Here is a 12951-nt window from a genome sequence, read left to right on the forward strand (position 1 = left end):
GAGATCATCATGCTCGCCAACTCCCTTATCGAACTCGATCGCGCGCACCTCATCCATCCGGTCTCATCCTATCGCGGCCATGAAAAGCTGGGCGTGCGGGTGCTACGATCCGCAAAGGGCGCGACTGTCACCGATGCATCCGGCCACCAGCTCGTCGATGGATTTGCCGGCCTCTGGTGTGTGAACGCCGGCTACGGGCATGAGAGCATCGTCGAGGCGGCGGCCCGCCAGATGCGTGAACTCCCTTATGCGACCGGCTATTTCGATCTCGGCTGCGAGGCGGCCATTCGTCTCGCAGCCGAACTCGCCGACCGGGCGCCCGGCGACCTCAATCATGTCTTCTTCACGCTCGGCGGATCGGATGCGGTCGACAGCACGGTGCGTTTCGTGCGCTACTACTGGCATGCGAAGGGCAAGCCGGAGCGCGATCAGTTCATCTCGATCGAGCAAGGCTACCACGGCTCCTCGACGGTCGGAGCCGGCTTGACGGCGCTGCCGGGATTTCACGCCGGCTTCGGCGTCCCCTTCGATTGGCAGCACAAGATCCCCTCGCCCTATCCTTACCGCAATCCGGTCGGCGAAGAGGCGGACGCCATCATTGCCGCGTCGATCGCAGACCTCAAATCAAAGATCGAGGCGATCGGCGCCGAGCGCGTAGCGGCATTTTATGCCGAACCGATCCAGGGATCAGGCGGTGTCATCGTGCCGCCGAAAGGCTGGCTGAAGGCGATCCGCGATCTCTGCAGCCAGTATGACATTCTTTTCATCGCCGATGAGGTCATCACCGGCTTCGGCAGAACCGGTCCGTTGTTTGCCTGTTCGTACGACGAAGTCGTTCCCGACTTCATGACGACGGCCAAGGGCCTGACCTCCGGCTACGTGCCGATGGGCGCGGTCTTCATGTCAGATCGTGTTTATGATGTCATCGCTGACAGTGCCGGAAATGCCGCCATCGGCCATGGCTACACCTATTCGGCCCATCCCGTCAGCGCCGCCGTCGGGCTCGAGGTGCTGAAGCTCTACGAGGGCGGCCTTCTGGAAAACGGCATCAAGGCAGGCGCGCGCCTGATGGCGGGGCTGGAAAGCCTGCGTGACCATCCGCTGGTCGGCGATGTCCGCGGCCGCGGGATGCTGGCGGCCGTCGAGCTCGTCGTCGACAAGGTCAAGAAGACACCGTTACCAAGTGCTGCCGCGCCGGCTCGCAGGATTTTCGATCGCGCCTGGGATAATGGCCTCGTCATCCGCGCATTCGCCCATGGCGTGCTTGGATACGCGCCACCACTTTGCTGCACGGACGGTGATATCGACGCGATCCTGGAGCGCACACGTAAGACACTCGACCAGACTTTGGATGATCCGGACGTTCGGGATGCCATGCGTTGAAGCGGCGTAGGCCGTTCTTCGTTGGTGAAATGTCGGACGGAGCCGGAAATTCGGAATTTTGTGCCGCGGCACACCATCGATTCGGCGACTCCGCCGCTCAGGAACTGCCAAACTACTTCCTAGAACGGCTGAAAACCGGCTTTTCCGGGCCTTGGCAGGAAGATTTCCGCCCCTTGGGCCAGAATTTTATGCTGCAAGTGGCTTGTCCGCGGCAGATCATGAAGGAGAGCATGACTTGGCCAAAGATTTTCAGGACTTCAAATATCTCACTTTCGACGTCGTCGGCACGCTCATTGATTTCGAAGGCGGCATAAAGACCTGCCTCACCGAGATTGCGACGGAAGTCGGCACCTCCATCGACGGCGAGGAAGCATTGAGACTCTACCGCCAGGCGCGCTACAGCGAGGATGCGGATCTCTTTCCGGACGATCTCTCACGCGTCTACATGGTCATTGCACCCGCACTCGGCCTGCCGGCGGAAGATCGTTATGCGCGGCGGCTGCGCGATTCGGTGGCCAACTGGAACGCGTTCGACGACAGCGCGGCAGCACTTGCCGAGCTCAAGATAACACATCGCCTCGTCGCAATGACAAATGCTCGCCGCTGGGCGCTCGATCATTTTGAAAAGAAGCTGGGCTCGCCGTTCTTTGCGACCTTTACCGCCGACGATACCGGCACGGAAAAGCCAGATCCCGCCTTCTTCGAACAGGTATTCGAATTCGTCACCGGCAAAGGGGCAAGCAAGAACGATATCCTGCATGTCGCCCAGAGCCAGTATCACGATATCGGCATTTCGCGAAAACTTGGTCTCACCAATTGCTGGATCGAGCGCCGTCATGCGCAGAACGGCTATGGCGGGACGATAGAGCCCGAAAACTTCACTCAACCCGACTACCACTTCACGTCGATGGCGGCCTTCGCCTCGGCGGTCAAGGAAAGGCTGACCGAAAGACAATGACCCAACCCGGGAGAGCTCGCGAGCAAGACGAGCATCCCATCAATCAACAGAAAAGGGGAATGAGATGACTGACAGAATTACAAACTGGACCACCGCCGACGACGCAATGGTGGAAAACGCCATCCGGCGCGGAGCAACGCGGCGCGATCTTCTGAAACTGATGCTGGCGGGAGGCGTCGCGGTATCATCAGCAGGCATCATTCTCGGCCGCGCCACGCAGGCCGTTGCAGCCACGCCAGTCTCGGGCGGCGCGTTCAAGGGGGCCGGCTGGTCGTCGTCCACCGCCGACACGCTAGACCCCGCCAAGGCTTCCCTGTCGACAGACTATGTGCGCTGCTGCTCGCTCTACAATCGCCTGACCTTCATCGACAAGGCCGGCGTAACGCAAATGGAGCTTGCCGAGAGCATCGAAAGCAAGGACGCCAAGACCTGGACGATCAAGCTGCGCAAGGGCGTGACGTTCCATGACGGCAAGGAACTGACGGCCGACGACGTCGTCTTCTCGCTGAAGCGCCATCTCGACCCGGGCGTCGGCTCCAAGGTTGCCAAGATCGCCGCCCAGATGACCGGCTTCAAGGCGGTCGACAAGTCGACCGTCGAAATTACGCTTGCCGACCCGAATGCCGACCTGCCGACCATTCTGGCGCTCCATCACTTCATGATCGTTGCCAACGGCACGACGGACTTTTCGAAAGGCAACGGCACCGGCGCTTTCGTTCTCGAAACCTTCGATCCGGGCAATCGCTCGGTCGTCGTCAAGAACAAGAACTACTGGAAGTCTGGCCAACCCTATCTCGACTCCTTCGAGTTCTTCGCCATCAGCGACGACAATGCCCGTGTGAATGCCCTGCTCTCGGGCGACATTCATCTTGCCGCCGCGATCAATCCGCGCGCTGTGAAGCTGGTCGATGGCCAGTCGGGCTTTGCCCTGTCGAAAACGACAAGCGGCAATTACACCAATCTCAACATGCGCCTCGACATGACGCCGGGGAACAAGAAAGACTTCGTCGACGGGATGAAGTCTCTGGTCAACCGCGAGCAGATCGTCAAATCAGCATTGCGCGGCTTTGGGGAAGTGGCCAACGATCAGCCCGTCTCTCCGGCCAGCATCTATCACAACAATGATTTGAAGCCGAAAGCCTTCGATCCGGACAAGGCCAAGTTCCACTTCCAGAAGGCGGGCGTGCTCGGCCAATCCATTCCGGTGATCGCGTCCGATGCAGCGGGTTCGTCGATCGATATGGCGATGATCATTCAGGCGGCCGGCGCGAATATCGGCATGAAGCTCGATGTCCAGCGCGTTCCGTCCGACGGCTACTGGGATAATTACTGGCTGAAGGCGCCGATCCATTTCGGCAACATCAATCCGCGCCCGACGCCCGACATCCTGTTCTCGCTCCTCTACGCTTCGAATGCCCCATGGAATGAGAGCCAGTACAAGTCGGAGAAATTCGACAAGATGCTGATCGAAGCCCGTGGCTTGCTCGATCAGACCAAGCGCAAGCAGATCTACGACGAAATGCAGGTGATGATCGCCGACGAGGCAGGCACCATCATCCCTGCCTATATCTCGAATGTGGATGCCATTTCGAGCAAGGTACACGGATTGGAAGCCAATCCGCTCGGTGGCATGATGGGTTACGCGATGGCGGAGTATCTCTGGCTCCAGGCCTGACCGCCGCTGGACACCTCTCCCGAGGACGGCTGACGCCGCCTCGGGGGATTTTCGTCCCGCAAATGCCATTCGTTCCTTAGAACGCCGCAGGAGCATTTTGTTTGAGATCCGAGGTTTCCTTTCTTGTCCTGAACCGGCTCTTCATTGCGATCATCTCCTTGCTGATCGTGTCGTTCGCCGTGTTTTTCGCAACCAGCATGCTGCCGGGAGATACCGCTTCGATCCTGCTCGGCCAGGCGGCGACGCCGGAAGCGGTGGCAGGCTTGCGCAAGGCCATGCACCTCGACGAGCCGGCAATCCTGCGGTTCATGGGATGGCTTTTGGGCTTGATGAGGGGCGACCTCGGCATCTCCTATGCGAATAACATGCCCGTCGCGCAGCTGATCGGCGGCCGCCTGGTGGCGACGCTGGAGCTTGCGGCCATCACCACTCTCGTCTCCGTGCCACTGGCACTGCTGCTCGGCATTACGTCTGCCATGCTTCGCGGCTCCTATTATGATCGGCTCGTGACCGTCATCTCGATCGGCGTCATATCGGTGCCCGAATTCATGGTCGCGACGCTCGCGGTCTTGCTGTTCGCCGTTTATCTGCGCTGGCTGCCGGCATTGTCGTCGACGAGCGAGGCCCATACGCTCTTCGATCTCATGAAAATCTATGCCATGCCGGTCATTACGCTTACCTTTGTCATTTCGGCCCAAATGATCCGGATGACCCGGGCAGCCCTCATCGAAACGCTGAAGACGCCCTATGTCGAAATGGCCCTGCTCAAGGGCGCCTCGCGCAGCCGCATGGTGTTCCGGCACGCATTGCCCAATGCTCTCGGGCCGATCGTCAATGCCATTGCGCTTTCGCTCTCCTACCTCGTCGGCGGCGTCATCATCGTCGAGACGATCTTCAACTATCCGGGCATCGCCAAGCTGATGGTGGACGCGGTCGCAACCCGCGATCTGCCGCTCATCCAGAGCTGCGCGATGATCTTCTGCCTCGGCTATCTCTTGCTGATCACCGCCGCCGACATCATTGCAATCCTGTCAAATCCGAGGCTGCGATGATCACGAAAAGCTTGGCTCCCCGCCCCTCATCTCTGTTTGGCTACAAGGTCAGCCCCGTTGGCGTTGTGGCTTTCACCATCATCCTCGGCTGGACGATCGTCGCCCTGTTCGCGCCCTATATTATCCCCTACTCAGTCGGAGATATCGTCGATACGGATTATTTCGGCCCGATGAGCCCGCAATTGTGGCTCGGCTCCGACTATCTCGGCCGCGACATGCTCTCGCGTGTGCTGATGGGCGCGCGCTATACTGTCGGCATTTCATTGGCTGCCGTGGCACTCTGCTGTTTTTGCGGCGTGGCGCTCGGCATGACCGCGGCCGTGATCGGCGGATGGTTCGACACGATCCTGAGCCGGTTTCTCGACGCCTTGAATTCGATCCCGAGCAAGCTTTTCGGCCTGGTCGTCGTTGCCGCTGTCGGCTCGTCCATTCCGGTGCTGATTATCACGCTCGCCGTCATTTATACCCCCGGCGCCTATCGCTTTGCCCGCGCCCTTGCCGTCAACATCAACACGATGGATTTCATCACGGTTGCGCGCAGCCGCGGCGAGAAAGTCGGCTACATCATCGGCTCCGAAATCCTGCCGAACATTATCCGGCCGGTACTGGCAGATTTCGGCCTGCGCTTCGTCTTTGTCGTGCTCCTGCTATCGGGCCTTTCCTTTCTTGGCCTCGGCCTGCAGCCGCCCTATGCCGACTGGGGAGCGCTGGTCCGCGAAAATATTGGCGGGTTGCCTTTCGCCGCTCCTGCCGTGATCGTGCCCTCCTTTGCCATCGCCAGCCTCACCATCAGCGTCAACCTGCTGATCGACAACCTGCCGCGCAGGATCAGGGACAGGAGCGCATGACGATGACCAACCTCGTTGAAATCAGGAATCTCAAGGTCGAGGCCAGGACGGACTCCGGCCGGGTCATCGAGATCATCAAGGACGTCAGCTTCGACATCGCCAAGGGCGAAATCGTCGCGCTGATCGGCGAAAGCGGCTCGGGCAAGACGACGATCGCCCTGACGCTCATGGGACATGCGCGAGAAGGCTGCCGCATCTCCGGCGGCAAGATCCAGGTCGACGGGCAGGACATGGCCGCGCTCTCCGAAAGCGAACGGGCGAAAGTCCGTGGCACGACGGTCGCCTATATCCCGCAAAGCGCGGCGGCGGCCTTCAATCCCGCCACGAAGATCATCGAGCAGGTGATGGAGGTCACCCGCATTCATCGGCTGATGCCGCCCGAACAAGCGCGCCGTCGCGCGATCGAGCTCTTTCGGGCGCTGTCGCTCCCAAATCCGGAAACGATCGGCGAACGATATCCGCATCAGGTCTCCGGCGGTCAGTTGCAGCGGCTCGCCGCCGCCATGGCGCTAATTGGCGAACCCAAGCTCGTCATCTTTGACGAACCGACCACCGCGCTCGATGTGACAACACAGATCGACGTGCTGAAAGCGTTCAAATCCGTCATTCGTGCCGGAGATATTGCCGGCGTTTACGTCTCCCACGATCTGGCGGTCGTGGCGCAGATCGCCGATCGCATCGCTGTGCTCAAGGGCGGCGAAATCCAGGAATTGGCGAGAACTGAAGCGATCCTGACGCGGCCGAGCCATCCCTATACGCGCGAGTTGTTGGCAGCCTTCGAGCCGAAGCAGGCCATCCGCGACAACAAAACAGGCGGGTCGATTGCGCCCGTACTGAGGATCGACAGCCTGGTCGCCGGCTATGGCGATCTCCAGCCCAACGGCCTGCCGGCGGTCTGTGCGGTTCAATCCGTGAGCCTCGAGGTGGAGAAAGGCAGAAATCTCGGCATCATCGGAGAGTCCGGATGCGGAAAGTCGACGCTCGCGCGTGCGATTGCCGGAATACTGCCGGCCGTGTCAGGCACCATCGGCTTCAATGGCAGCGACATGAATCGCACCGCCAAATTGCGCACACGCGATCAATTGCGGGAGATGCAGATCGTTTTTCAATATGCCGATACCGCGCTCAATCCGGCAAAGTCGATCGCCGATATTCTCGAGCGGCCCTTGGTCTTCTATCACGGCATGGATCGCAAGGCGCGGGAGGCGAGAGTCGATCAACTGCTTGACATGGTGCGATTGCCCCGCGCGCTTCGCTATCGCTATCCGTCGGAATTATCGGGCGGCCAAAAACAGCGTGTGAATTTCGCCCGCGCCCTGGCCGCCGAGCCACGCCTGATCATCTGCGATGAAATTACCTCCGCCCTCGACACCGTCGTTGCCGCCGCGATCATCGATCTCCTCAAGGAGCTGCAACGTGAGCTGCATCTATCCTACATCTTCATCAGCCATGATCTCTCGGTCGTCGAGGCAATCTGCGACGAGATCGTCGTGATGTATGGCGGGAAGAAGGTGGAGCAAATCACGCGTGAGACCACGAATGCGCCTCGTCACCCCTATTCGCAACTGCTGTTCGGGTCCGTTCCCAAGCTTGATCCGACCTGGCTTGACAATCTTGTCCAGGATCCAGCGCTCAAGCGTGAATATGGTCACGGCTAACCGATGCCGTGATGCTGGATGCCGCTTACATGGGAAACAGGCTGGTGAGCGGCATATGCGACTTGACGATCGGTGATTTGAGCACGACGAAACTGAAATACTTGTCGATGCCGATATCCATGTCGGTCAGCCGTTCCATGATGGTCTGGTACTCGCCGATCCCGGCGGTGACGAACTTGATGAGATAGTCGTAACCGCCCGAGACGAGATGGCACTCGATCACCTGGTCGATTTTCTCGACCACGTTAAGGAAGCGGGCAAAGTCGATCTGCCTGTGGTTCTTCAGGGTAATTTCGGTAAAGACGGTCAAAGTCTGGCCAAGTTTGGCGAGATTGATCTGCGCCGAATAGCCCTCGATATATCCTTCCGCCTGCAGCCGCTTGACGCGCATGAGGCATGGGCTGGGCGAAAGAGCCACCAGCTCTGCCAACTCGACATTGGTGATGCGGCCGTTTCTCTGAAGCTCGTAGAGGATTTTGATGTCGATCCGATCCAGTTTCATGAGAGACCCGCCATTGAAAAAGTGCCGAAGACAGACGGCACAAAATGCTGCTACCAATCAAGACAGAGGGTAGCACACCCAATGGGCATGTCCATCCGGAAGAAAAATCTCCGTTGAAGCACAATAGTTTATACAGTAGATCAATCACGGCATAAAATTTGGCGTGACGGTGATCTCCAGCAAGGTTTGGCCAAGCAATGAATTAGATTCGGATAGAATCTGGAGATCGCGCATGCCTGCACCGCTTTGCCTTATCGAAAGCTCGCCGATATTGCCGAAGTCCGCCGATGCCGTCGTGATCGGCGGGGGGATCGTCGGCGTTTTCACGGCATATTATCTTGCACGATCGGGCCTGCGCGTAGCGCTTGTCGAAAAGGGCCTGATCGGCGCGGAGCAGTCCAGCCGCAATTGGGGATGGTGCCGGCAGCAGAATCGCGACGGGCGCGAGCTGCCGATCGCGACGAAAAGCCTCGATCTCTGGGAGCGATTTGCCGCCGACAGCGGCGAGGATACAGGCTTTCGCCGCTGTGGCCTGTTCTATCTCAGCAATGACGAACAGGAGATCGCCGGCTGGGCGCGCTGGCACGACTTTGCCAGAACGGTCGGTGTCACGACACATATGCTCGACAGCGCTGCTGCGACCGAGCGTGGCCGCGCCACGGGGCGCATCTGGAAAGGCGGCGTCTTCTCGCCGACCGACGGAGTTGCCGATCCGGCCAATGCCGCGCCAGCGGTGGCACGCGCGATCATGAAGCTCGGCAGTACCGTTCATCAGAACTGCGCCGCCCGCGGCCTGGAAACGGAAGCAGGACGCGTCAGCGGCGTGATCACCGAAAGCGGCGTGATCCGCACCAAGACCGCGATCCTCGCCGGCGGCGCCTGGGCGTCATCCTTCTGCCGGCAGCTGGGCATCCGCTTTCCCCAAGCCTCCGTTCGCTCGTCCATCCTGGCCGTTTCCGCCGGCGCCGAGGGATTGCCGGATGCCTTGCACACCAGCGGCGTATCGATCACGCGTCGCGGCGGCGACGGGTATACGCTGGCCATCAGCGGCCGAGGCCGGATCGATTTGACGCCGCAACAATTGCGGTTCTCATCGCAATTTGTTCCGATGTTCCTCAAGCGGCGAAAAAGCCTTTCGCCCGGTGGGCTCGAAGGCTTTCGCTCTGGCCACGAATCTTTGAAACGCTGGCGGCTCGATCGAGCAACACCGATGGAACATATGCGCATTCTCGATCCAAGGCCGGACCATGCTACCATCGAACTGACGCATGCAAGGGCACTGGAACTCCTGCCGGAGCTTCGCAAGACTAAGATCACGGCCGGCTGGGCGGGCTATATCGACAGCACGCCGGACGGTGTTCCCGGCATCGGCGAGATCTCAACCCTTCCCGGCTTCATTCTCGCCGCCGGATTTTCCGGCCATGGTTTCGGGATCGGACCCGGGGCCGGCCATTTGATTGCCGATATCGTGACCGACGCTGCACCCATCGTCGATCCACTGCCCTATCATCCCAGTCGCTTTGCCTCATCCGTTTGGGGCAAGGTCGCGGATTTCTGAGGCACAAAAAGAACGCCGGTCCTCTGATTATTGACCAAGTTCCGCAGACGGATGTTATCATCGCCGAGGGCAGCCGCCCTAGAAAGGCGATGAACATGCCTCTGCGCATCAAACGAATTTATGAACCCGCTGATGATGGCGACGGCAAGCGTATCCTCGTCGACCGTCTATGGCCTCGCGGCATCAGCAAGAACGACGCTCATATCGACGCCTGGGTGAAGGACGTCGCCCCGAGCGCCGAGCTGCGACACTGGTTTGGTCATGATCCGAAAAAATGGGATGAGTTTCGCCGGCGCTATCAGGATGAGCTCAAGAAGAACTCGAAGGCAGTGGAAGAGCTTAGAGAGCAGATAGGGCAATCGACTGCCACGCTTCTTTATGGAGCGAGAGACACCGAGCACAACAATGCTATCGTGCTCATGAACTTCATCGCCAATCGGTAGAGCGTTGAGCGGCATTGCCGATCGCGACGAAACTCTCTTAGCGCCAAGCTGAACCGATCGGCAATTTCCGCGGAGCCGACCATAAACGGGATCGTTGCCACAAAACCGCTGCGCGCTTTCGCGCGACATGCTTTAACGCCCATATGAAGGCGTCGCGAGCGCGGTCGGATTTGGGTTCAGCGCCACCCACTTGACCGCCAACTCACCTAGACGCCGCGTATCGCCATATTTTCGTTTCACCTCACTGATGATCGTTGTCGCCTCTTTCAATTCAGCCGCAGGCAAAGACTTGCCGGAACCGAGATGCATCAGCAGTGCGTCAGCCATCTGTTTAAACTCTTTATCCCAATTTATGCCACCATTACCGTCAAGCTCTCTGGTAATGCGCCCCGAAATACGGATGACTTCGCCTTGCACTGTATTGGCTGCTCCGCTCGACGGTACCAATAGCTCCCACAATTCCTGATGGCGGTCCTCCCACTTGGCCGCCTTCGCCACAATAGGCGACTTGCCATCATGCATGTTTCGGCGCGGTACAGGAGGGACGCCGAATAAGACATAGAGCTTATCGAGCGCAGTACTGGTCGCCTCTCTGCTTTCTGGATTGAAATTGCCACGATGGAATTCGAAATCCGTTCCGATACGCCGAACAAAACCCTGTATTTCCTGGGAAATTCGATCATCATCCTTTTGTCCCCGTCCAAGCAGACGCGAGGCAAACGCACGGATACCGGTCTGTTGGCGCGGCTGCGCAGCCAGCAACAGTTCAGCCATTTCGGCAATCTGCTGGATTTTCGCGTTACTGCATTGCTGGAGGGCAAGCGCCAATGGAGTCAGGCCGCTGTTATTGCGAGCATCAACACGTGCGCCACGTTCAAGCAGGATCCGAGCAGTTCGGATGTTGCCGACTGAAGCAGCCTTGTGAAGCGGAGTGTCGCCCCTGCTATCGCTGCTATTTACATCCGCGCCCAGTTCCAGCAAAACATTGATCTTTCCCTGCCAGTGACCGGCACGATCATGTAGAGGAGTCTCGCCATAGCTGTCGGTTGCAGAAATGTCCGCGCCTTGATCGACCAGCCATCGTGCAACGTCGTCCGGAAGCTCGTTGAAGGCCAGAGCAGCTCTTTTGAAGGGACCACCACGTGCATTCACGTCGCATGTATCGAATACAGCCTTGATCGCATCGGAATTACCCACCTTCAGCAATTCCTCGAAATTCTTCGGCAGCATTTTCTTCTTGGCTTTAGGCATCGAGCGCGGGCCTCATTTTTTGGCTAAGGGTAAATCGCCCCAAAGTGATCCGATGTCGTTCGCGTCAAAGTTCAACCAGTTTTAGACGCCGATCGGTTCCCATAAATCAACGCTTTGCGGACCGGAAATCAATACCTGCCTACACCGGAACGGATCCCGCAAGTCTCCGACTTCGTGCGCTCGACAAGCAAATCCCTACCCTTTCCTTTCCTGTTCATGGATGGTCTTTCAGCAAAATTAGAGAACGAAATATCATTGTCATTCTCTAGATGAAAATTATAATCATACGAAGGGTTTGGATCTCCGCCGGTCATGCCCGGCAAGCCAACCACAAACCCCGCCTGCGAACAGATCAATCCTTATTGGCGATGCGCATCACGGCAAACGTCAAATCCAATTCATGAAAGGGCAATTCCCTCGTGTCGATCAACAAGGACTTCAGAACGATTGCAGCTGCAAATGGGATCGCGGACGATACGGCTTATGGCGCCGTCACCCCGCCGCTCTATCTGTCGAGCAACTTTGCATTTCGGCAGTTCGAGCAAGCACAGGCCTACGAATATTCCAGAACGTCCAATCCCACGCGCGACCTGCTTGCCGATACGGTTGCAAAACTGGAGGGCGGAGCCGGCGCGGTGGTGACTTCGTCGGGAATGGCGGCCGTCAATCTCATTCTTGGTCTCCTGAAGCCTGGGGATCGGGTGATTGCACCGCATGACTGCTATGGCGGAACATATCGCCTTTTGGCTGCTTTGCGGGACAAGGGTCACTTCGAGGTCGAGTTTGTCGATCAAGGCAACAGCACGGCACTGGCATCGGCGCTGGATCGCGGCGCGGCGCTGGTTTTCGTCGAAACGCCCAGCAACCCGCTCATGCGCATCGTCGACATCAGGTCCATTTCCCAACAGGCGAAATCGGCAGGGGCTCGCCTCGTGGTCGACAATACCTTTCTGTCGCCGGCCCTTCAGCGGCCGATTGCCCTTGGAGCCGATTTCGTAATCCATTCGACAACAAAATATCTGAACGGCCATTCCGATGTCGTTGGCGGTGCCGTCGTTGCGGCAAATTCCCATGATGTAGAGGAGCTGAAAGCATGGGCGAATATGATCGGGGTTACCGGCTCGCCATTCGATTCATATCTTACCCAGCGCGGCATTCGAAGCCTCTTTGCGCGGATCGAACGACAGCAGACGACGGCCATGGCCATTGCGCAGTTTCTCTCCCGGCACCCGCAGGTCGGGGCCGTGCATTATCCCGGTCTGCCGACCCATCCGGGTCATGAACTTGCGGCGCAGCAGCAATCGGGTTTCGGCGCCATGTTGAGTTTCGAGCTCAATGGAGGGATTGAAGCCATACGCCGCTTCGTGGCGACGCTGAAAATCTTCACCCTTGCCGAATCCCTGGGCGGCGTTGAAAGCCTCGTTGCGCATCCGGCAAGCATGACCCATGTCGGCATGGGTGCCGAAGCCCGCCATGCCGCTGGCATCCGTGATGGGTTGCTCAGGGTCTCCGTCGGCCTGGAAGCAGAAGAGGATCTGCTGTCGGATTTCGCGGCAAGTCTTGGGAAGATCGAATAGCTCACCGTCATCCTTCGGAGATGAAAGCGGATCGAAACCTCCGCGC

The 12951-nt window shown here is 58.7% G+C and carries 11 protein-coding genes; 9 read left to right on the forward strand and 2 right to left on the reverse strand.

What is annotated here, in order from left to right; all coding sequences use genetic code 11:
• The first annotated feature begins 9 nt into the window (after nucleotides 1–9).
• The 6 genes from ABOK31_RS28190 (at nucleotide 10) to ABOK31_RS28215 (ending at nucleotide 7574) form a co-directional block, all read left to right on the forward strand.
• The gene (locus ABOK31_RS28190; RefSeq protein WP_349962107.1) at nucleotides 10–1383 is read left to right on the forward strand and encodes an aspartate aminotransferase family protein; all 1374 of its coding nucleotides are present in this window, start codon (nucleotides 10–12) and stop codon (nucleotides 1381–1383) included.
• Nucleotides 1384–1618: 235 nt separating this feature from the next.
• Nucleotides 1619–2341 (forward strand): HAD-IA family hydrolase, encoded by a 723-nt coding sequence (locus ABOK31_RS28195; RefSeq protein WP_349962109.1) that lies wholly within the window; start codon nucleotides 1619–1621, stop codon nucleotides 2339–2341.
• 64 nt (nucleotides 2342–2405) lie between these two features.
• Entirely contained in the window at nucleotides 2406–4016 is a 1611-nt protein-coding gene (locus tag ABOK31_RS28200; protein WP_174172422.1) for an ABC transporter substrate-binding protein, read from the forward strand.
• 101 nt (nucleotides 4017–4117) lie between these two features.
• A complete protein-coding gene (locus ABOK31_RS28205; protein WP_174172423.1) occupies nucleotides 4118–5068 on the forward strand; it encodes an ABC transporter permease in 951 nt (316 codons plus the stop codon).
• Nucleotides 5065–5916 (forward strand): ABC transporter permease, encoded by an 852-nt coding sequence (locus ABOK31_RS28210; protein ID WP_174172424.1) that lies wholly within the window; start codon nucleotides 5065–5067, stop codon nucleotides 5914–5916. The genes ABOK31_RS28205 and ABOK31_RS28210 overlap by 4 nt, the downstream gene beginning before the upstream one ends.
• A 2-nt stretch (nucleotides 5917–5918) precedes the next feature.
• Nucleotides 5919–7574: an ABC transporter ATP-binding protein gene (locus ABOK31_RS28215; RefSeq protein ID WP_349962113.1), complete on the forward strand. Its 1656-nt coding sequence runs from the start codon at nucleotides 5919–5921 to the stop codon at nucleotides 7572–7574.
• Between the two features lie 25 nt (nucleotides 7575–7599).
• On the opposite strand, the gene ABOK31_RS28220 is transcribed toward ABOK31_RS28215, so the two are convergent.
• Nucleotides 7600–8076: an Lrp/AsnC family transcriptional regulator gene (locus ABOK31_RS28220; protein WP_092713673.1), complete on the reverse strand. Its 477-nt coding sequence runs from the start codon at nucleotides 8074–8076 to the stop codon at nucleotides 7600–7602.
• Between the two features lie 232 nt (nucleotides 8077–8308).
• Here ABOK31_RS28220 and ABOK31_RS28225 point away from each other — a divergent pair, with 232 nt between their 5' ends.
• Nucleotides 8309–9634: an FAD-binding oxidoreductase gene (locus ABOK31_RS28225; RefSeq protein WP_349962114.1), complete on the forward strand. Its 1326-nt coding sequence runs from the start codon at nucleotides 8309–8311 to the stop codon at nucleotides 9632–9634.
• A 95-nt stretch (nucleotides 9635–9729) separates the two neighbouring features.
• Nucleotides 9730–10077: a DUF488 domain-containing protein gene (locus ABOK31_RS28230; RefSeq protein WP_174172427.1), complete on the forward strand. Its 348-nt coding sequence runs from the start codon at nucleotides 9730–9732 to the stop codon at nucleotides 10075–10077.
• Between the two features lie 132 nt (nucleotides 10078–10209).
• On the opposite strand, the gene ABOK31_RS28235 is transcribed toward ABOK31_RS28230, so the two are convergent.
• On the reverse strand, nucleotides 10210–11328 hold the full coding sequence (locus ABOK31_RS28235) for an ankyrin repeat domain-containing protein (protein ID WP_349962115.1): 1119 nt from the start codon (nucleotides 11326–11328) through the stop codon (nucleotides 10210–10212).
• Nucleotides 11329–11747: 419 nt separating this feature from the next.
• Between ABOK31_RS28235 and metB the strand changes: the two genes are divergently transcribed.
• A complete protein-coding gene (metB, locus tag ABOK31_RS28240; protein ID WP_349962116.1) occupies nucleotides 11748–12905 on the forward strand; it encodes a cystathionine gamma-synthase in 1158 nt (385 codons plus the stop codon).
• Nucleotides 12906–12951: the final 46 nt, after the last annotated feature.

Source organism: Rhizobium sp. ZPR4 (assembly GCF_040215725.1).
Classification (GTDB): domain Bacteria; phylum Pseudomonadota; class Alphaproteobacteria; order Rhizobiales; family Rhizobiaceae; genus Rhizobium; species Rhizobium rhizogenes_D.